The organism is Rahnella sp. PD12R (assembly GCF_019200965.1).
GTDB lineage: Bacteria > Pseudomonadota > Gammaproteobacteria > Enterobacterales > Enterobacteriaceae > Rahnella > Rahnella laticis.
Map to the genome: position 1 here is coordinate 402,995 of NZ_JAHTMS010000001.1, position 20,612 is coordinate 423,606.

19 protein-coding genes are annotated in these 20,612 nt (G+C 55.3%); 7 read left to right on the forward strand and 12 right to left on the reverse strand.

Annotated features, from left to right (window positions below; translation table 11 throughout):
* The first annotated feature begins 129 nt into the window (after nt 1–129).
* Both KWG64_RS01925 and KWG64_RS01930 read left to right on the forward strand, forming a co-directional pair.
* The gene (locus KWG64_RS01925) at nt 130–591 is read left to right on the forward strand and encodes an antitoxin Xre/MbcA/ParS toxin-binding domain-containing protein (protein ID WP_195812849.1); all 462 of its coding nucleotides are present in this window, start codon (nt 130–132) and stop codon (nt 589–591) included.
* On the forward strand, nt 588–1,046 hold the full coding sequence (locus KWG64_RS01930) for an RES family NAD+ phosphorylase (protein WP_218520751.1): 459 nt from the start codon (nt 588–590) through the stop codon (nt 1,044–1,046). The genes KWG64_RS01925 and KWG64_RS01930 overlap by 4 nt, the downstream gene beginning before the upstream one ends.
* A gap of 45 nt (nt 1,047–1,091) precedes the next feature.
* Here KWG64_RS01930 and KWG64_RS01935 read toward each other — a convergent pair whose 3' ends face one another.
* Together KWG64_RS01935 and KWG64_RS01940 are read right to left on the reverse strand one after the other, a co-directional pair.
* On the reverse strand, nt 1,092–1,544 hold the full coding sequence (locus KWG64_RS01935; protein WP_218520752.1) for a DMT family transporter: 453 nt from the start codon (nt 1,542–1,544) through the stop codon (nt 1,092–1,094).
* 3 nt (nt 1,545–1,547) lie between these two features.
* On the reverse strand, nt 1,548–1,982 hold the full coding sequence (locus tag KWG64_RS01940; protein WP_195812971.1) for a DMT family transporter: 435 nt from the start codon (nt 1,980–1,982) through the stop codon (nt 1,548–1,550).
* A gap of 117 nt (nt 1,983–2,099) precedes the next feature.
* On the opposite strand from KWG64_RS01940, the gene KWG64_RS01945 reads away from it, so the two are divergent.
* Nucleotides 2,100–3,029, forward strand: coding sequence for a LysR family transcriptional regulator (locus KWG64_RS01945; protein ID WP_218520753.1), 930 nt, complete (start codon nt 2,100–2,102; stop codon nt 3,027–3,029).
* A 593-nt stretch (nt 3,030–3,622) separates the two neighbouring features.
* On the opposite strand, the gene KWG64_RS01950 is transcribed toward KWG64_RS01945, so the two are convergent.
* From KWG64_RS01950 to betI, 4 genes are all read right to left on the reverse strand, one after another.
* Nucleotides 3,623–4,081, reverse strand: a complete 459-nt coding sequence (locus tag KWG64_RS01950; protein ID WP_218520754.1) for a GNAT family N-acetyltransferase — start codon at nt 4,079–4,081, stop codon at nt 3,623–3,625.
* Nucleotides 4,082–4,203: 122 nt separating this feature from the next.
* Nucleotides 4,204–5,889 (reverse strand): choline dehydrogenase, encoded by a 1,686-nt coding sequence (gene betA / locus KWG64_RS01955; RefSeq protein ID WP_218520755.1) that lies wholly within the window; start codon nt 5,887–5,889, stop codon nt 4,204–4,206.
* A gap of 24 nt (nt 5,890–5,913) precedes the next feature.
* A complete protein-coding gene (betB, locus tag KWG64_RS01960) occupies nt 5,914–7,383 on the reverse strand; it encodes a betaine-aldehyde dehydrogenase (protein WP_218520756.1) in 1,470 nt (489 codons plus the stop codon).
* A 45-nt stretch (nt 7,384–7,428) separates the two neighbouring features.
* The gene (betI, locus tag KWG64_RS01965; protein ID WP_218520757.1) at nt 7,429–8,016 is read right to left on the reverse strand and encodes a transcriptional regulator BetI; all 588 of its coding nucleotides are present in this window, start codon (nt 8,014–8,016) and stop codon (nt 7,429–7,431) included.
* 236 nt (nt 8,017–8,252) lie between these two features.
* On the opposite strand from betI, the gene KWG64_RS01970 reads away from it, so the two are divergent.
* Nucleotides 8,253–10,307, forward strand: coding sequence for a choline transporter (locus KWG64_RS01970; protein ID WP_217153151.1), 2,055 nt, complete (start codon nt 8,253–8,255; stop codon nt 10,305–10,307).
* A gap of 54 nt (nt 10,308–10,361) precedes the next feature.
* On the opposite strand, the gene KWG64_RS01975 is transcribed toward KWG64_RS01970, so the two are convergent.
* A complete protein-coding gene (locus tag KWG64_RS01975) occupies nt 10,362–11,237 on the reverse strand; it encodes an alpha/beta fold hydrolase (RefSeq protein WP_218520758.1) in 876 nt (291 codons plus the stop codon).
* Between the two features lie 171 nt (nt 11,238–11,408).
* Here KWG64_RS01975 and leuC point away from each other — a divergent pair, with 171 nt between their 5' ends.
* Together leuC and leuD are read left to right on the forward strand one after the other, a co-directional pair.
* Entirely contained in the window at nt 11,409–12,815 is a 1,407-nt protein-coding gene (gene leuC, locus KWG64_RS01980; protein ID WP_218520759.1) for a 3-isopropylmalate dehydratase large subunit, read from the forward strand.
* Between the two features lie 10 nt (nt 12,816–12,825).
* Nucleotides 12,826–13,434, forward strand: coding sequence for a 3-isopropylmalate dehydratase small subunit (gene leuD / locus KWG64_RS01985; RefSeq protein WP_195812860.1), 609 nt, complete (start codon nt 12,826–12,828; stop codon nt 13,432–13,434).
* Between the two features lie 5 nt (nt 13,435–13,439).
* Here leuD and KWG64_RS01990 read toward each other — a convergent pair whose 3' ends face one another.
* The 5 genes from KWG64_RS01990 to KWG64_RS02010 all read right to left on the reverse strand — a co-directional run bounded on the left by KWG64_RS01990 (nt 13,440) and on the right by KWG64_RS02010 (nt 19,768).
* Nucleotides 13,440–14,354 (reverse strand): LysR substrate-binding domain-containing protein, encoded by a 915-nt coding sequence (locus KWG64_RS01990; protein ID WP_218520760.1) that lies wholly within the window; start codon nt 14,352–14,354, stop codon nt 13,440–13,442.
* 24 nt (nt 14,355–14,378) lie between these two features.
* The gene (locus tag KWG64_RS01995; RefSeq protein ID WP_195825046.1) at nt 14,379–15,485 is read right to left on the reverse strand and encodes an endonuclease/exonuclease/phosphatase family protein; all 1,107 of its coding nucleotides are present in this window, start codon (nt 15,483–15,485) and stop codon (nt 14,379–14,381) included.
* Between the two features lie 245 nt (nt 15,486–15,730).
* Nucleotides 15,731–17,407 (reverse strand): kdo(2)-lipid A phosphoethanolamine 7''-transferase, encoded by a 1,677-nt coding sequence (eptB, locus tag KWG64_RS02000; RefSeq protein WP_218520761.1) that lies wholly within the window; start codon nt 17,405–17,407, stop codon nt 15,731–15,733.
* Nucleotides 17,408–17,643: 236 nt separating this feature from the next.
* The gene (locus KWG64_RS02005) at nt 17,644–19,101 is read right to left on the reverse strand and encodes a heavy metal sensor histidine kinase (RefSeq protein ID WP_255562064.1); all 1,458 of its coding nucleotides are present in this window, start codon (nt 19,099–19,101) and stop codon (nt 17,644–17,646) included.
* The gene (locus KWG64_RS02010; RefSeq protein ID WP_218520762.1) at nt 19,094–19,768 is read right to left on the reverse strand and encodes a heavy metal response regulator transcription factor; all 675 of its coding nucleotides are present in this window, start codon (nt 19,766–19,768) and stop codon (nt 19,094–19,096) included. Before KWG64_RS02010 ends, KWG64_RS02005 begins: the two co-directional genes overlap by 8 nt.
* A gap of 212 nt (nt 19,769–19,980) precedes the next feature.
* Between KWG64_RS02010 and KWG64_RS02015 the strand changes: the two genes are divergently transcribed.
* Nucleotides 19,981–20,604, forward strand: coding sequence for a hypothetical protein (locus KWG64_RS02015; RefSeq protein ID WP_152324262.1), 624 nt, complete (start codon nt 19,981–19,983; stop codon nt 20,602–20,604).
* Nucleotides 20,605–20,612 lie beyond the last annotated feature (8 nt).

Below are 20,612 nucleotides of genomic sequence, written 5' to 3' on the forward strand. Positions count from 1 at the left end.
ATCACATTTATGTTTCATGGTGATTTCATCCGCCTGTCATCTGAGCAAAACAAAAGGTGTACACAAATCCACCGCACCGTTAATTGTCATGCTATAGTTATGACAATTAACGGTGCGGAGACCGACATCATGAGTTCAAAAATTACCGGGCTGTCTTCCAGACAAATGAAAGAGGCTGTAACGCCGCTGTGGGAATCTGCGGGGCTTCCCGCAGGCAGCGGAATCAGTTTGCTAAATGCCATACAGAAAGGTTTTCCGGTTGATAGTATCAACCGCCTGAACACAGAGCTGGGGTGGCCGAAAATGGTTTTGCTGGAAATAATGGGGATTAACGAGCGCAATTATGCGCGGCGTAAAGCGGGAAACGGATTGCTGAAAAGCGACGAAAGCGAGCGCGTGGCGCGGCTGGTACGCACCATCGATGCGGCGACGGATCTGTTTGAAGGCGACCGCATCGCGGCGCTGGACTGGATAACCCGCCCTGCTCCGGCGCTGGCAGGTTCAAGGCCGCTGGAGTTGTTGTCTTCTGAAGCGGGTGCGGTGGAAGTGAACCGGCTGATTGGCCGTCTTCAGCACGGGGTATTCAGTTGAAGCTGTTTCGCATTATTCAGACCCAACATTTAGCCACGGCCTGGACAGGTGCCGGAGCCCAGATTTACGGTGGCCGCTGGAACCCGCCGGGCAGGCCGGTGGTGTATCTGACCACCAGCATCTCACTGGCGATCCTCGAGATTCTGGTGCATTTACAAAACAGTATGCTGATGCGCTCATACACTCTGCTCAGTATTGAGGTGCCGGATACACTGCTCGATACGCTTGAGGTCGATGAGCTGGCCGCGGACTGGCGCAGCCCTTCGCCGCCGGACAGCACGCAGCGTCAGGGCGAAGCGTGGCTGGCAGAAGGTGAACACGTCGGGCTGAGGGTTCCGTCGGTCATTGTCCCGACGGAATATAATGTGCTGCTTAATCCGCAGCATCCGGATTTCGCGCCGTTGCTCGATTCCGCAGAACGCGAGCCCATGATGTTTGACCCGCGTCTGCAATAATTTTCCCGCTATATGGCATGCGGCAAACCGGCCCGTGCCCCGCCCTTAGGCTGCTTTCCGGTTGCTCCGGTAAATCAGCGCCAGGGCAATAATCAGACAGGGAATCGCCGCGAGACGGTGCCATGACAGTGCGATTTGCGGGTTATCCAGCCAGCCGAAATTGTCGATGAGCATTCCCATCGCCAGTTGCCCTAAAATCACGGCCACCGTAGCAACCGCCGTCCCTACCCGCGGCACAGCTGTCACCATCACAATGATGTAAGGCACACCAAATAACGCGCCCATCAGCTGCCATTTAGGTACGGTGAGCAACGTTGCCTGCTGCGGCGTTTGCAGAAACAGAATCAGCACCGCCGTGATAGCCGCGCCGACGCTGAACGTCAGAAATGCGCTTTTCAGGACGCCAACCTTTTCGCCCAGCTGCCCGTTCACCGCCGCCTGCATACTCAGCGCCGCACCGGCCACGATAGCCAGAATAATCATAATCATTTCAGTCATTGGTTAACCCCAGGCAATCAGAACAAGTGCAGCAACAATAAACACCAGCGCCAGCAGGCGTTCACCACCCACTTTTTTATGCGGTGTGCCAAACCAGCCGAAATGGTCGATCAGAACACTTTTCGCCACCTGCCCTGACAAAATTGCAATCATCGTCATCCCGATACCAATCACCGGCGTCGCAATAGTCAGCACCACGACATATACCGGCCCCAACACGCCGCCGAGCAGTTGCCAGCCGGGTTGCTCAGTATAAGAGGGCGCATTCCGCGGGCTGAAAAACAGCACCAGTAAACCGGTCAGCACCGCGCCGACGCCAAAAATGCTGAGCGTCGCCCACAAGTGCCCGACTTCGGTTCCCAGCGGGCCGATAAGCCCCGCTTCCAGCGAAAGCCCCATCCCCGCCAGAACGACCAGCGGAATTAACATCAGATTCATCATTGCCCTGTTCTCATTATTTTTACTGCCCGGTATTTAAGAAGCGGCGACTATAGCGTGACAACGTTATGCGAAAAACCGCACAATCAGGAAAATACCTTTGCAGGAATCGCACAGATGAAAAGTTTCAATCAGATCAACATTCAGTCTTTGCGCCTGTTTGTGGCGGTGCTCGATCAGGGGAATTTCTCCGAAGTGGCCCGACGCGAAGCGATGTCCCCTTCCACGGTTTCGCGCGTGATTGCCCAGCTGGAGCAGGCATTACAGACGCAGCTGCTGTACCGCAACACGCGGGCGGTCAGCCCGACAGAATCCGGAAAGTTACTGGCGGAGCATGCGCGTCAGGTGCTGACACAGCTGGATCTCGCCGAGCAGGATTTGCAGGAACAAAGCAGCGAACCGGGCGGGCTGGTACGAATTAATGCGCCGGTGGTTTTTGGTCAGCGTCATGTTGCGCCCTGGCTGCCGGAACTGAGCACACGTTTTCCACGGCTGAACATCGAACTGATGCAGACGGATGATTTCATCGATCCGTTGCAGGACAGCGTAGATCTGCTGATCCGGATTGGCGTCATGGCCGATTCCACCCTTCAGGCACGAACGCTCGGGCACCAGAATTTCCGTCTCGCCGCCAGCCCGGCATATCTCGCCCGCGCAGGCATGCCGGCCACGCCGGACGATCTTTCAAACCATAGTTGTCTGGTTTTTAAAGGGTTTGCCGGTTCCCAGCGCTGGTACTTCCGCCAGCCGGAAAAAGAATGGCGTTCATGGAACCTGCGCGGCGTACTCACCAGCAATAACGCTGAAACCCTGACGCAGGCAGCCATCGGCGGAATGGGGTTAGTGGTTTTCCCAACCTGGCTGATTGGCGATGCACTGCGCGCCGGAACGCTGGTGAGCGTGTTGCCGGAGTACCAGGTTTCCACGTCGCCGGAACCACAGACTATCTCGGCGTTGTACCCGAATGCCCGCAGGGCTTCGGTTAAGGTGCGGGTGGTGATTGATTATCTGGTGGAGAAGTTTGGCTTACCAGCCTATTGGGAATAAAGCGGTGTTCACTCAGCTCAGGTCAAAACCTTGGGTTGCCACCCAAACCGGCAAGACCTTGGGCTCGCCGCCCAAACCGGCCTCAAGGAGCGCCTGTCGCCGCGCCCCTTGAGAATCCCGGGCTCTTAAACTGCGCGCTATCGCTGGGACGATGGACATGTTCTGGCACAACAGCGTGTGGCGCGAAATCTTGCCGCTGCGCGGTTCCTTCCCCGTGGGTTCGAGCCACAGGTCTCGAACCCACGGTCAGCAACATTTCTGAGCGCGCCAGATTGCCTTTGTAAAAGATTAAAACCAGCCTGATTTTGAATTTAGATAAGCCCCCAGCCGCTTTCAAAAATCATGCCGTAGCGAGAGGTGGAAAACCGCGTATTTTTTCGCGCGGTTTGTAACCCGAGTGCAGGGAACCGCGCAGCGGCGGGATTTTGCGGCAATAGCTATGGCACCTGAAACAGTGCCAGCCAGCGGCAGCGCGTAGTTAAAAAAGCGCAGAGTCCAGAGACCCGCGCGTTACCGGGTCTTTGGTCGGTGTGGGCCGATGCCCACGGTTTTGACCTTAAAGTTGAAGTTGAAGTTGAAATTGAAATTGAAAACTAAACCTTAAACTCCATCCCGACATGCGCGATCCCATCTTCATCATAAATCTCCGTATACGCCACAAACCCCAGCCTGCCGTAAAACTGTTGTAAGTGCGCCTGCGCGGAAATCGCAATCCGCTCGCCCGGCCAGTGTTTCTGGCACGCCGCCAGCGCCTGTTCCATCAGCTGATACCCCAGTTTCAGGCCGCGTGCGGAAGGCGCGACGATCACACGTCCGATGGCGACGTCATCTTCATGACGCAAAATACGCGCGTACGCCGCCGGTTTCCCGTCGAGCCATGCGACGATATGACGGTTTTCGCCAGCCAGATCCTGCCCGTCGATATCCTGATAAACACAGGTTTGTTCGACCACAAACACTTCACTGCGCAGGGCCAGAATGGCGTAAATCTGCGCGGCGTTAAGTTCGCTGTGGTGATAATCCTGCCAGTGGAGAGAAGAAGATTCGCTCATGAATAGATGCCCCGCCCTTACCTGAATTCGCCGTTATCTGGCTGCAAAAAAAAAGAGATATCCCGAAGAATATCTCTTTGTATCATGCCTTAAAGGCTATTTGTAACCAGCCTGTAAAAACATTAAGGCAGATTTTTTAACGGTTCGGTGCGTACCGGCGCGTCGCCTGCGGTGTAGTAATCCGCCGTGCTGCGCGGCAGGGGCTGACGTCCGCGGATTTTGTCAGCAATCTTCTCGGCAATCATGATCGTCGTAGCGTTCAGGTTGCCGGTGATGATTTGCGGCATGATGGAAGCATCGACCACGCGCAGCGCTTCGGTGCCGTGAACACGCCCCTGCCCGTCCACTACCGCCATTTCGTCGGTGCCCATTTTGCATGAACAGGACGGGTGGAACGCCGTTTCCGCATGTTCGCGGATAAACGCATCCAGCTCTTCGTCGGTCTGCACATGTTTGCCCGGGCTGATTTCACGGCCGCGATAAGCATCCAGCGCCGGTTGTGCCATGATTTCACGCGTGATGCGGATAGCATCGCGGAATTCCTGCCAGTCCTGCTCGCTCGCCATGTAGTTAAACAAAATGCTCGGATGCTGATGCGGATCTTTCGACTTTACCTGTACGCGACCGCGGCTTGGCGAACGCATCGAGCCTACGTGCGCCTGGAAACCGTGCTCTTTCACCGCGTTACTGCCGTTGTAATTAATCGCCACCGGCAGGAAGTGATACTGAATATTCGGCCATGCAAATTCTTCACGGCTGCGGATAAAACCGCCCGCTTCGAACTGATTACTCGCGCCAACGCCGGTGCCTTTGAACAACCATTCCGCGCCGATCGCGGGCTGATTGTGCATCTGCAACGCCGGATACAGCGAAACCGGTTGGGTACAGCTGTATTGCAGGTACATTTCCAGGTGATCCTGCAAATTCTCGCCGACGCCCGGCAAATCATGCACCACCGGAATATCCAGCTTATTGAGCAATTCTGCCGGGCCAACGCCCGAACGTTGCAGAATTTGCGGAGAGGCTATCGCGCCGCTGCACAGCAACACTTCCCGCTTCGCTTTGGCCTTCACCGCTTTATCGCCGTCACCTTTGAAATAGCTGACGCCCACGGCGCGCTTGCCTTCAAAGAGGATTTTGTCGGTCATGGCGTGCGTGACGATAGTCAGATTCGCGCGCGGTTTTGCCTGATCAAGATAACCGCGAGCGGTACTGGCGCGGCGACCTTTCGGCGTTACGGTCCGGTCCATCGGGCCAAAACCTTCCTGCTGATATCCGTTCAGATCGTCAGTGCGCGCATAACCGGCCTGAACGCCTGCTTCAATCATCGCGTGGAATAGCGGATTGTTGCCTTTTTTAGGCGTCGCGACGCTCACCGGGCCATCGCCACCGTGGAAATCATTCGGGCCGATATCACGGGTTTCTGCCTTGCGGAAATACGGCAGGCAATCCAGATAACTCCAGTCTTCAAGCCCCGGCGCTTTTGCCCAGTTGTCGAAATCCATCGCGTTACCGCGGATGTAACACATGCCATTGATCAGCGACGAACCGCCCAGCCCTTTGCCGCGTCCGCATTCCATACGGCGGTTGTTCATGTGCGGCTCCGGGTCGGTTTCATACGCCCAGTTATAACGGCGCCCCTGCAACGGGAAAGCCAGTGCGGCAGGCATCTGCGTGCGGAAATCCAGACGATAATCCGGGCCACCGGCTTCGAGCAGCAGTACATTGACGGCGCTGTCTTCGGTCAGTCGGGTGGCGAGCACGTTGCCGGCAGAACCGGCACCAATAATGATGTAATCGTAATCCATTAAAATCTCCTCTGTTGCGGCGGATTAAAAGACTGAGCTGAATTCGCCCAGTTCGACCTGCACGGATTTGATTTGGGTGTAATGCTCAAGCGTGGTGACGCCGTTTTCGCGCCCGACGCCGGAATGTTTGTAACCGCCCACCGGCATTTCTGCGGCGGATTCGCCCCAGGTGTTGATCCAGCAAATCCCGGCTTCCAGCTTGTGGATCACGCGGTGCGCGCGGTTGAGATCTTGCGTGACCAGCCCGGCGGCCAGACCGTATTCGGTATCGTTGGCGCGGCGGATCACTTCTTCTTCACTCTCGTAGGTCAGGATGCTCATCACCGGCCCGAAGATTTCTTCGCGGACGATCAGCATGTCATCGCGGCAGTCGGTAAAGACCGTCGGGGCAACGTAAGCGCCACGGGCAAAGTCGCCGGTGGTGATGCGTTCGCCGCCGGTCAGCAGCGTTGCGCCTTCGCGTTTGCCGCTTTCGATGTAACGCAGCACGGATTCCATGTGCGCGAAGCTGACCAGCGGGCCGAAGTTGACGTTCTCATCCGTCGGGTCACCCGGACGGATGCGTTTCACGCGCTCAAGCACTTTCGCCTCAAAAGCTTTGTGCAGCGATTTCGGAATGAATACGCGCGTGCCGTTGGTGCAGACCTGCCCCGAGCTGTAGAAATTCGCCATCATCGCGATGTCGGCGGCTTTATCCAGATCCGCGTCGTCGAAAATAATCAGCGGAGATTTGCCGCCGAGCTCCATCGTCACTTCTTTCAGGGTCGATGCCGACGCGCTGGCCATCACTTTCTTACCGGTTTTGATGCCGCCGGTGAAAGACACTTTGGCGATGTCAGGATGATCCGTTAATGCCTGCCCGACGTCTGCCGCACCGGTGACGACGCTGAATACGCCGTCCGGCACGCCGGCTTCGGTGTAAATTTCCGCCAGCTTCAGTGCGGTCAGTGACGTATTTTCACTTGGCTTGAAGACCATCGCGTTACCGGCCGCCAGCGCAGGTGCGGATTTCCACAGCGCAATCTGAATCGGGTAATTCCACGCGCCGATCCCGGCCACAACGCCCAGCGGTTCGCGGCGGGTGTAAACAAAGGAAGAATCGCGCAGCGGGATCTGCTGGCCTTCGATGGCAGGAATTAATCCGGCGTAATATTCCAGCACGTCTGCGCCGGTCACGATATCTACTGCCAGCGTTTCGGACAGCGGTTTACCTGTGTCGTCGGTTTCTATCGCCGCCAGCTCATCGTTGCGGTCGCGCAGAATATCTACCGCACGGCGCAGGATGCGCGAACGGCTCATGGCCGTCATCGCTGCCCAGACTTTCTGGCCTTTTTGCGCGGCTTTCACCGCCAGATCAACGTCGGCGTGCGTGGCGGATTGCACCTGCGCAATCACTTCGCCATTGGCCGGATTCACGGCGTCGAAGGTGTCATCCCCGGTGCTGTCCTGAAAACGCCCGTTGATATAAAGTTTTTGCTTGCCGTAGCGGGACATAAATCTCTCCTCGGTCTGTGCGGTCTGATGGATTCTCTGCGTGAATTACGGCGTAACCAGCTGCGACTCAATGTGGCGGCGGGTAATTTGCATCGCCTCGGCGCGGTTAAATTCCTTACCGCTCAGCGCACCGCGCAGCCACAGGCCGTCAATCAGTGCTGCGGTACTTTGCGCCGCGAGTCGCGCTTCGCCTTTGGGCAGAAAACGCCTGAATTCAGAACATAAATTTGAATAGAGCCGGCGGCTGTTGACCTGTTGCAGCCGGTACAACTGCGGGTGATGCATGCTGCTCGCCCAGAAGGCCAGCCAGGTTTTCATCGCCGCGCTGTTGGTCTGACTGTCGTCAAAATTGGCTTCTGCAATCGCATGCAACCGCGCCGTCGGTGCGGTATCCATCAGTTGCGACAACCGCAACTGCACCCCTTCCCCCAGATGACTGAGCAGGTAGCGCATGGTCGCTTCCAGCAGCCCATTCTTGTCACGAAAATAGTGACTGATGATGCCGTTGGAGACGCCTGCGCGGCGCGCAATTTGCGAAATCGAGGCATCGTGCATCCCGACTTCGTTCACTGCGGCCAGCGTTGCCTCAATCAATTGCTGCCGTCTGATGGGCTGCATTCCTACTTTGGGCATGGATCCGGCTCCTGAAAATGAGCGGGTTGAGACGCGCTTAAAAAACCGTTTTTTTACGCTTTCGTCCAACCTTGTTAACGCTCTGACGTCACCTATTTAACTTTTTTTTGATTGAACGTTCAATTAAAAATGCATATATTTTATTACCAATACGTTAGTATTTTGTATGATTATTGAGATGAATTTAGCGCCAATTTATTGAAAAACAGTGAATAATTAACAAGACAGGGGAAAAGATGGCGATTGCCGATACGAAAGAGAAATTACCTGAGAAACCACGTGACCAGCTCAACAAGGTGGTATTTTTCACCTCCGCCGGTCTGATTTTAGCCTTCACTTTGATGACCATTTTCTTCACCGATTTATCGGGAAAATGGATCAGCCTGACGCTCAACTGGGTATCCGCCACCTTCGGCTGGTATTACATGCTGGCGGCGACGCTGTACATCGTGTTTGTAGTGTTCATAGCCTGTTCGCGCTTTGGTTCGATCAAGTTAGGCCCTGAACAATCCAAACCCGAATTCAGCATGATGAGCTGGGCGGCGATGTTATTTGCTGCCGGGATCGGCATCGATCTGATGTTTTTCTCGGTCGCCGAACCGGTAACGCAATACATGTTGCCGCCGGAAGGCAACGGCCAGACGCTGGAAGCCGCGCGACAGGCAATGACCTGGACGCTGTTCCACTACGGGCTGACCGGCTGGGCGATGTACGCGCTGATGGGCATCGCGCTGGGGTATTTCAGCTACCGTTATAACCTGCCGCTGACCATCCGTTCGGCGCTCTACCCGATTTTTGGCAAGCGAATCAACGGGCCTATCGGCCACAGCGTGGATATCGCCGCCGTCGTCGGGACAATTTTCGGGATTGCAACAACGCTTGGGATCGGCGTTGTGCAGCTGAACTACGGGCTGAAAGTGCTGTTCCATATTCCGGAAAACCTGACCGTGCAGGCAGCGCTGATTTTGCTGTCGGTGATCATGGCGACGGTCTCGGTCACGTCCGGCGTGAATAAAGGCATCCGTATTCTTTCGGAGCTGAACGTGCTGCTGGCGCTGGGGCTGATTCTGTTCCTGCTGTTCTTCGGCAACACCGAATTCCTGCTGAACGCGCTGGTGCTGAATATCGGCGATTACATCAACCGGTTTATGGGTATGACGCTGAACACCTTTGCGTTCGACCGCCCGACCGAGTGGATGAACAGCTGGACGCTGTTCTTCTGGGCATGGTGGGTGGCGTGGTCGCCGTTTGTCGGCCTGTTCCTGGCGCGTATTTCCCGTGGCCGCACCATCCGCCAGTTTGTGCTGGGTACGCTTATCATCCCGTTCGTCTTCACCCTCCTGTGGCTGTCGATTTTCGGTAACAGCGCGCTGTATCAGATTCTGCACGGCAATCTGGATTTTGCGAACGAAGTGATCGCGCACCCTGAGCGCGGCGTTTACAGCCTGCTGGCGCAGTATCCGGGATTTACGCTCAGTGCGTCTGTCGCGACCATCACCGGCCTGCTGTTTTATGTCACTTCGGCAGATTCCGGTTCGCTGGTACTGGGTAACTTCACCTCAAAACTGGCGGATATTAACAACGATGCGCCGAACTGGTTGCGGATTTTCTGGTCAGTCACCATCGGCGTGCTGACGCTCGGCATGCTGATGACCGACGGCGTTTCTGCGCTGCAAAACACCACGGTCATCATGGGGCTGCCGTTCAGTTTTGTGATTTTCTTCATCATGGCCGGGCTGTATAAATCCCTGCGTCTGGAAGATTACCGCCGCGCCAGCACCCAGCAAACGCTGGCACCGCTTCCGGCGACGAGCGACGCGGCGCTGAACTGGAAGCAACGCCTTTCACGGGTCATGAATTATCCGGGCACGCGCCATACGCAAAAAATGATGGATACCGTGTGCCGTCCGGCGATGCAGGAAGTGGCGCAGGAACTGGAATTGCGCGGCGCGAAAGTCACGTTCAACGAACATGAGCCGCAGGAAGATGAAAAAATCGGGCCGCTGGAATTGCAGGTAGCGCTGGGCGAAGAGCAGAACTTTGTGTACCAGATCTGGCCGGTACGTTACGCGGTTCCGGCGTTTACCTACCGTGCCCGCGCCGGGAAATCGCACTATTACCGGCTGGAGACGTTTCTGCTCGAAGGCACGCAGGGCAATGACCTGATGGACTTTACGAAACATCAGGTGATCAATGACATTCTGGACCAGTACGAACGTCATCTGAATTTCCTGCATATTAACCGTGAAGCGCCGGGGAATACGCTGACATTCCCGGAACAACCGGTTTAACACAGAATTACAAAAACCCGCGAAAGCGGGTTTTTTAATGCCCGGATGCCCGCGTTATCGCAGGAACGGCAACACCTTCTCCAGCAGCAGTTCCGGCTGTTCTTCGGCAATATAATGGCCGCAAGGCAGCGCTTCACCCTGCACGTCTTCAGCAACTTTGCGCCACTCTTCCAATGGCGCAAAACATTGACCGACAGTGCCTTTTTCGCCCCAAAGCACCAGCAACGGACAACTCAGTTTGCGGGCTGCATCCAGATCTTCTTTGTCGTGTTGCAGGTCGATACTTGCCGACGCCCGATAGTCCTCGCAAATCCCGCGCGCCGTTCCATTTTGTTGCAGACAGCGCAAATAATCTGCGTAAGCTTCGTCGGTGAAAGGCTGCATACCGGCGCTGCGGCTGCCCATGACGCTGCGCAGATACTGATCCGGATCGGCGGTGATCAGCGTTTCCGGCAGCGGCGCCGGGCGGATCAGGAAAAACCAGTGCCAGTAAGCACGGGCAAAAGCTTCATTGGTTTGCTGATACATGGAAAGCGTCGGCGCGATATCCATCAGCACCAGGCGTTTAACGGCCTGCGGATGATCGAGCGCCAGCCGGTGCGCCACGCGGGCGCCCCGGTCATGGGCAATAACGCTGAACCTGCTGAAGCCGAGCGCGGCCATTAACTCCCGCTGGTCTTGCGCCATTTCGCGTTTGCTGTAGCGCAGATGTTCCGCGTCGGGTTCGGGTTTGCCGCTGTCGCCATAGCCACGCAAATCGGCCAGAACGACGGTGAACTGAGACGTCAGAAACGGCGCGACTTTATGCCAGATAGCCTGTGTTTGCGGGTGTCCGTGCAGCAACAGCAGAGGCTCGCCCTGCCCGGCGATCCGGTAGGCGATCTCCGTTCCGCTGACCTGCATACGGCCTTGGGTAAAATGTTCAAACATGGGTGTTCTCCTTTTTTACCCATCTTAGTCGCTGGCTTTTCAGCAACAAGGTCACAAATGAAGATTGCTGCTTCACGATCTGTGTTTTGAGACACCACACTCAGGCCGTTGCCCGGGAACGGGTAATTTTGCGACGCTGGCATTATCCATTACGTTCATCAGGGCAATGAAATGAAGCCAAAAACGCTGTATGAAAAGCACATCGACAGCCACACCGTCCGCACGCTGGACGACAAAGGGCACGTGTTGCTGTACATCGACCGGCAGGTGATTAACGAGTACACCAGCCCGCAGGCTTTCAGCGGTTTGCGCGACGCGGGCCGTCGCGTCTGGCGGCCTGAAACCTCACTGGCCGTGGTCGATCACGTCAATCCGACTGCGCCTTTGCGCACACGCCAGATGCCGGACGCCGGTGGCGCACGCCAGGTTTCGTATCTGGCGGAGAACTGCGCAGAATTTGGTATTGAGCTGTTTGATATTCTTGATTCCCGTCAGGGCATTGAACACGTTGTCGCACCGGAGCAGGGCTTTATCTTGCCGGGCATGGTGATTGCCGCCGGTGACAGCCACACCACCACGTATGGCGCGCTCGGCGCATTCGGTTTTGGTATCGGCACATCAGAGATTGAACATTTGCTGGCAACCCAGACGCTGGTCTACAAACGCCTGAAAACCCTGCGCGTGACGGTAAATGGCGAGCTGCACAACGGCATTACCGCCAAAGACGTGGTAATGGCGCTGGTGGCGAAAATCGGCGCTTCGGGAGCAACGGGTTATGCCATCGAGTTCTGCGGTCAGGGCATCGATATGCTGAGCGTCGAAGGCCGCATGACCATCTGCAATATGGCGGTGGAAGCCGGTGCGCGCGGTGCGTTTATGGCGCCGGATGACAAAGTGTTTGCTTACCTGAAAGACAAACCCCGCGCGCCAAAAGGCCAGCAATGGCTGGAGGCCGTCGACGTCTGGCGTACGCTGCACAGTGACCCGGACGCCGTGTTTGACCGCGAAGTTGAGCTGTGCGCCGCAGATATCGCCCCGATGGTCAGTTGGGGAACCAGCCCGGATCAGGCACTGGCGATTGGCGGACGCGTACCCGATCCGCAATCCGAACCGGATCCCGCACGGCGCAAAGACCTGCAACGCGCACTCAGCTATATGGGATTACGTGCCGGGCAACCGCTTAACAGTATCGGCATCAGCCACGCCTTTATCGGCTCCTGCACCAATGCGCGCATTGAAGATTTGCGCGCCGCCGCTGACGTTGTGCGCGGCAAAAAAGTGGCGTCAGCGGTACGGGCGATGATCGTTCCTGGCTCAAGCCAGGTGCGTGCACAGGCCGAAGCCGAAGGGCTGGCAGAGATATTTATTGAAGCTGGTTTTGAATGGCGGCAGTCCGGCTGTTCAATGTGTCTGGCGATGAACGACGACGTGCTTTCACCGGGTGACCGGTGTGCGTCGAGCACCAACCGCAATTTCGAAGGCCGTCAGGGTGCCGGTGCACGAACCCATCTGATGAGCCCGGCGATGGTTGCCGCCGCCGCAATTTGCGGTCATCTGACCGATGTTCGCGAAGTGTGAGGAGAAAAACATGCAAGCATTTACCGTGTTAACCGGCGCAGCCGCGCCCTTCCCGGCGGCCAACGTCGATACCGATGTGATTATGCCGAAGCAGTTTCTGAAAGGCATCGACCGCAGCGGTCTGGATCAGGGCGTTTTCTTTGATTTGCGGTTTCAGGCCGACGGCTCACCCGATCCGGCGTTTATCCTCAACCAGCCTGCGTGGCAGGAGGCTAAATTCCTGCTGGTCGGCCCGAACTTTGGTTGTGGCTCAAGCCGTGAACATGCGGTATGGGGGCTGAAACAGCTGGGGATACGGGCGCTGATCGGCACCACGTTTGCGGGGATCTTTTTCGACAACTGCCAGCGTAACGGCGTGCTCACTGTTCAGCTCACCCCGGAACAGTGGGCACAGCTGGCTGAACAGGTTACGCAGGCACAAAGCAACGAAATTACCGTCGATTTACCGGCGCAAACAATAAGCTTGCACGATGGCAAAGAGATCGCTTTCAACATCGACGAACTGAGCAAAATGTCCCTGCTCAACGGGCTGGATGCGGTGGGGAATACGCTGCGTTACAGCGATGAAATCCGCGAATTTCAGCAGGCGCATTTGCAGCGTAATCCGTGGCTGGCGTGAAAACGTTATTGCAGTAACTGGCTAAAGCGCTGATGCAGGAATTCAACGCAAACCCGCAGTTTTGCAGAATCTGCCAGCCGTGTGGGATAAACCGCCCAGACGCTGGCGGGCTGGGAAAACTGCGGTAAAACCTGCACCAGTTCGCCCCGGTCGATGTAAGGCCGGACATCCCACTCAGAGCGCAAAATAATTCCGTGATGTTTCAGCGCCCACTGCAACACCACTTCGCCGCTGTTAGATGACAACACGCCTTTGACCCGGACGCGCTGTTCCTGCCCTTCTCCGGTCAGCGACCAGATGCCAAACGGGTTGTCGCGTTCTTTGAGCACCAGACACTGGTGTTGCGTCAGGGCGTCCAGAGAAGCCGGTTCGCCGTGTGTGGCCAGATACCGGGGAGACGCGCAAAGGATACGCTGATGCTGCGCCAGCTTTTTACCGATGTGCTGTTCGGGAATGTCATCGCCGACCAGAATTTCGAGATCAATACCTTCAGCGACCAGATCAACAACCCGGTCGAACAGGTCGAGGCGCAGGTTAAGCTGCGGATAACGTTCGGCCAGTTCTGCAACAGCGGGCGCAACGTGGCAGCGCCCGAAACCAAACGAACTGCAAATATGCACGTTGCCGCGTACCTCGCTGCGGGAATCTGAAACATCACCCATAAACTGATCGAACGTGTCGAGAATTTGCAGCGCCCAGCGTTGCGCCCGTTCGCCATCTTCAGTCAGGCGAACGCCACGGGTCGAACGATGCAGCAAACGGGTGTTCAGGGACTCTTCGAGGATCTGAATACGCTTACTGACATAGGCCGGAGACTGCCCGAGTTCGGTCGCCGCCGCGGCAAAGCTTTGCTTGTTCACCACCGCCAGAAAAACCCGTAAGTCTTCGGCCAGCGGCAAACGGTCACGTTCAGTGGTCATGGTTTAAGCCCGTAAGCCCTCACATTATTTGTTATTGGCAGGATTTTTATTGTGCGGATAGATATCCGTAAGTTTTACACCCGCCAGTTCCAATTTTTCCCTGGCTTCTTCCAGATCGTCGTTTTCGATTTCCAGCGGCTCCTGATCTTTCCCCTGACAAGGGGTCAGCGCCAGTTCGACCAGGATCGGGAAGTGATCGGAGCCCATGAAATCCAGCCGTTTCAGATCAATCAGCGTGAAGTCTTTGCTGTGGAAAACGTGATCCAGCGGCCAGCGCAAAAACGGATAGCTCGCATGAAAAGTATTGTACATACCCCGGCCACGGCGCGGGTCGAGCAATCCGCTGATTTTCATGAATAAACGGGTGGTTCGCGACCACGCGACATCATTCAGGTCACCGGTCACAATGGTCGGGAAATGCGCTTTCGCGGCGGTATGCCCGACGGCGATCAGCTCACCGTCACGGGCGGTTGATTCATCCGCTTCGGTCGGGCTTGGCGGCCTCGGGTGCAGGCAGTGAAGCACCACCTGTTCGCCCGACGGCAGTTCTGCGCGAAAATGCATGGAAGGAATATCTTTCGCCACCAGAAACTGAATCTGCTCGCCGTGCATCGGCAAACGCGAATAGACATGCATACCGTAGAGGTTATCCAGCGGGCAGCGCAGGCTGTGCGGGTAATCGGCCTCCAGCGGAGCCATCTGGTCTTCCCACCACTGGTCGGTTTCCAGCAGCACGATAATGTCCGGTTTATGTTCCTGAATCTGACTGAGTAACTGCGCGCTCTCCCGGTTGGTAGTGAGCACATTGCTGTTCATGATTTTGATACGCGAATGGCCATTGGGCACCGTCTTTTTTACCTGCACGCGGTACAAACGGGTGTAAGGCAGGATCCACCAGCCCTGATACGCCATGCAGGCGACCGTCAGGATAATCACAATACCGGTCAATACGCCATCAAACGGTAAAATCAGCAGTTCAGTCAGAAGAAAAAGCAGACACAGGGAAACCATTTGCAGGCGCGGGAAATCCCACACACGCACCCACCAGCGCTGATTTTTGGAAAGAGGAAGCAGCGTCAGTAAGGTCATGATGACCGTCAGAACGCAGACGATAATTCGGAGTGCTTGCATCGGTTATCAGCCCTGATAAAGAGAAATCAATTAGTAATACCCTAGATAATTCGCATTGCAGGAAGGCGGCAAGTTGAGGAATCCCGATGAGCTGACATAAGTCAGTGATTCGGGTGAGTAAACGTAGCCAACGCACATGCAACGTGAAGTATGACGGGAATTTTGTTAACCGATTGTGGCTTAAAAACAGGGAGGATGTCGCCGCCTTTTTCATTCATCAGAAAAAGACGGCGATTTTAGCGGTATTACTTCGCCGGTGCTGCCGGATCAGGCGTATGGCACCAGTTGTGCTGCTCTACAATCCCGCCGTTTGGCGAGGTGTAGCCGATACAGCCGAGAATGGTGTCGTACAGTTTTTCATGGAAGGCCGGTTTCTTCTCAGCAGCCATTTTTTGCAACTGTTCGAAACTGGTCTTGTTCTGATCGTTAGACAGGAACTTGTCCGACGCCCAGACCATGATCGGCACTGTGCGTTGCTCAACTGGCGCATGATCACGTGGCGTACCGTGGAAATGCATGCTTTTGGAAATGGATTCGCCGTGATCGGATGCGTAGAAAACAATGGCGTTTTTATCGCGCAGCTGATCAAACACCTGCGACAGGAAGTAGTCGGTATAAAGCAGCGTGTTGTCGTAAGCGTTGATCATTTCCTGCGTTGAACAGGAGTCATCGATGCCCATACATTCCGGCTGATATTTGGCAAATGAGCGCGGATAACGGTCTGAATACAGGTAATGCGAGCCCTTGGTATGCAGAATAATCAGGTGTTTGCCCTGCGGATGATTGGCCATCGAATCCTTCATTTCATCGACCAGCAGCATGTCATCGACCGGCTTGCCTGCGTTACGTTTTTCAGAGGCGATGTTTTCACGCAATGAATAATCATCGGCGCGGGTTTTGTTGTAGAACCAGGCTTCACTTTGCATGGAATACAGCTCAGAGCTCCAGCCGTTGCTTTTCAGCACGGAGAAAACGTTCATCTCTTTCAGGGTACGCTGCGGCGCTTCCGAAGCGCCGCCTTCACGCACAAACATGCAACGCAGGGAAAGTTTGGTGGCGGTATCGCAGGAATAGCCCTGTAACGCGACCAGATTTTTCTCTTTATCGAGGTTCGGCGTGTTGTCGCGGTCGTAGCCGTAAAGGCCCATGTGGTCACGACGCGCGCTCTCACCGATAACGAATACCACGTACATATCTTTGGCATCCGCCGGGGCGGTATAAGTGAAATGCTTCACCGGATCGTAAAGATTTTTGGTGTCTTCGGCCTGGCTGTAGCTGCTGTAAGAGTACAAACCCAGCGCGGACAACCAGTTGGACGGAGAATAGGTTCCTGCCACGACGCCGCCGTAGCTTGCCATCATGCGGTTACTTTCTTTGTCATGACGGTCCTGCACTTTGCCCATCAGGCGGAGCGGCATGTAACAAAGCAAACCGGAGATCACCAGCAGGCCGGTTTTGACCGCCACTTTTTTAAAAGTAGTGTGTTTAAGAGCGGCGCCCGGCATCGTGCTGAGCCACAGCAACAGAACCGGGATCAGGCTGACAAGCGCCGTCCAGGCCACAAAATGCGTGCCGACAGATTCTTTCGATAAATCAATGGAGTCTGATGCCAGCGCTGCCGCCAAAATCCCGTAGCCGATATCGACGTTGAACAGGATCATGTAATAGCTGGCCGCCGCCGAGGAAATCACAATGGCAGTCATCAGCACACGGAAAACCGTTTTGCCGGTATAGGAGAGCAGCATACAAAGGAAGTAAACCAGGGCAAAACACGCCACCATCTCGACCGCTATCGACAGCACATTGTCATAATGAAGCTGGCTGTAACGGCGGATGAAAATCGGAAGGTTTAACAGGATCCCAAGATAAAGCGCAATAAAAACAGAAATGCTCTGCAGCGAAAGTGAACGTATTTTATGCATTAGTAATAAATGGCTCTTTTGTGAGTCTGTTTTACGTCGTACTGACCGTTCGAACCGGAGGATAAAACCCACTCCTTAGGACTATTCAGACCCCGGGACGAGCATTTTTGTTCAACTTCAAAGGTTTCTGCTATTGTGATAATGTAACTAAATTAACGAAACCCTTACTTTTCAATAAGTAAAAAATGAATTTTCTCTAAAATTTTCTGAACTTTTTCCGAACCGTTGAAGAATTATTAAGAAAGCCTGTGATCCGGATCGGATAATGGCCCCGGGAATGACAGCGTGAACCGGGTCTCACCCTGCGGCGAACTCGTTACCCGAACGCTTCCCTGATGCAGTGCCATGATCGCCTGAACTATCGATAAACCGAGACCGCTGGAGCTGCCGCCTTCACTGCGCGATGCATCGGCCCGGTAGAAACGGTCAAACAGTTTGCCCAGTTTTTCCGGCGGGATCGGACTGCCCTGGCTGGTCACATGAACCTCCATGCCTTTCCCCTGCGGGTGCGCGCTGATCATGATGGTGCTGCCTTCGTGCCCGTAACGCACGGCGTTGGCGACAAGATTGCTGATCGCGCGCTGAAACAAGATAGCGTCCGCGTACAAAATCCCCTGCCCTTCGCCGTACAACACCATTTCACGCTCTTCCGCCAGACCTTCAAAATATTCCTGAATACGGGTGATTTCAGAGGAAACATCAATACTGGTGATGGTTAAAACAGACCGTGCGTCGGTGGCGCGGGCAAGAAACAGGATGTTTTCCACCATGCGGGAAATACGTTCCAGCTCTTCCATATTGTTTGCCAGCAGCGTTTCATACTCTTCCACCGAGCGCGGCTGATATAACGCCACCTGGCAATGCCCCATCAGCGCGCCCACCGGCGTGCGGATCTCATGCGCCAGATCGGCTGAAAACTGGGTCAGGCGCTGATAGCCTTCCGAAAGCCTTTCCAGCATGTCGTTGAAAGAATAGATAAGTTGCTGCAATTCCTGCGGCGCATTCTCCGTGCTCAGCCGGGTCGACAGGCTGGAGGGATGAATTTGGGTGGCCTCCTGCGCCATGTTGCGTAAAGGCTTTAAGCCTCTGCGGATCACAACATAACCGAGTGCGGCAATCAGCAAATAGGCGAACAGCACGGCGCCAATGATTTCCCAGCGGAATGTTTCCAGCAGACGCGATTCTTCTGTCATGAAATGCGCGCCGGTAATTTCTACCGTTCTGCCATCCTCAATCTGCACACTTGCACGGGCAAAGCGCACCGGCGTTCCGTCCGGTGCCATCAGGTGATGCACGGTCTCCAGGGTGAGCGGCTGGCCGTGAGGCACCGGCGCAACCGGCGGTAAGATCAGCTGCGAAGGATTGACGTTAATCAGCGGCAGCTCGCCTTCGAGACGAAAAGTCAGAATATCGCGCTCGTTGCCGAGCATATTTTCAAACAAACCGGGATTGCGGCTCAGCTGTGATAATGGAAATTCATTCGCCAGCAGATGGCGGAAATACTGCACGCGCCCGCTGACCTGATAATCAGCACGGCGAACCAGCTCTTTATCCATCGAATAATAGAGATAAAAACCGACAGCGCTGACCACCAGCGAGGCAATCAGCGCAAACAGCAAAGTCGCCCGCAAGGTCAGCGACATCGCTCGTTTTGAGGCGGACGGGCGGGCAGTTTCTTTCATCACGTTAGTCATTGCGCACTTCACAAACGTAGCCAATGCCACGCACGGTATGGATCAGTTTCACCTCAAAGGCGCGATCCACCTTGGCGCGCAGGCGCTTGATCGCCACATCCACAACGTTGGTATCACTGTCAAAATTCATGTCCCAGACCTGCGAGGCGATCATGGTGCGCGACAGCACTTCGCCTTCCCGGCGCATCAGCAGCTCCAGCAACATAAATTCTTTATTGGTCAGCGCGATGGTCTGATCCTGACGGGTCACACGGCGGCGCAGCACATCGAGATTCAGATTGGCGACTGAAAACGTGTCCGGTTCGCGTGCCGTCGGGCGACGCAGTAAGGTGCGGATGCGCAGCACCAGCTCGGTAAATGAAAACGGTTTAATCAGATAATCATCAGCGCCGAGCTCCAGCCCGTGAATGCGATCCTGCACTTCGTCACGCGCCGTCAGAAACAGCACCGGCACATCACTTTTTTTACGCAGCACTTCCATCACCTGCCAGCCATCAAGGCCGGGCAGCATGACGTCGAGGATCACGGTGTCATATCCCTCTTCCAGCGCCAGAAACAGGCCATCCGCGCCGTTGCGCGCCAGATCCACGCTGTAACCCGCCTCCGTCAGCCCTTTTTTCAGGTAGTCGCCTGTGCTGACATCATCTTCTATCACCAGTATCCGCATTCAGGCCCTCGGCGCCGCAAGACCATTCTCCCAAAGAATGATTCAGAGGAAGTTTATCAGTTTCATCAGACACCTTTGATGACAATTTTGTCATCAACTTGTCATCAACCAATCCCGGTTTATCGTCCACTCTTAATGAAGTTATTCATCACTGGCCGGTTCAGTGATTCATCTAACAGAATGAAATAACGCTAGAAAATGGAGAGTTGATCATGAACACACCTACACGCCTTGCCGGTTTATTACTGGGTTCCCTGCTGATGTGCAGCGGAATGACATCCGCCTTCGCGGCCGATAACGTGATTAAACCGACGCGCGGAACCATTGATTCAGTTAATGACTCATCTGTGCAAATCACCACCCGTCAGGGTGAAAAGCTCGATGTGAAGCTGACTGACCAGACCAAGATCAACGCCGTCACCAAAGGCCAGATCAGTGATATCAAACCCGACAGCTTCATCGGTACCGCCGCGGTTCCGCAGGCTAACGGCACGCTGAAAGCGCTGGAAGTCCACGTCTTTGCGCCAAGCCTGCGCGGCAGTGGTGAAGGCTTTAACCCGTTTGAATCCGCTGACGGCAAAATCAACACCATGACCAACGGCACCGTCGGCAAACTGGTCAACAGCAATGGCCGCACGCTGACCGTGAAGTATCACGATGCTGAGAAAACCGTTGTTGTTCCTGACGACGTTCCTGTGGTTCTGCTGGCACCGGGCGACCGCAGCCTGCTGAAACCGGGCACTAAAATCGTGCTGTTCGCCATGAAAGATGACAAAGGTGCGCTGGTTGCCCGTGGCATCGCCGCCGGTAAAGACGGCATCGCGCCACCGATGTAATCAGGCTG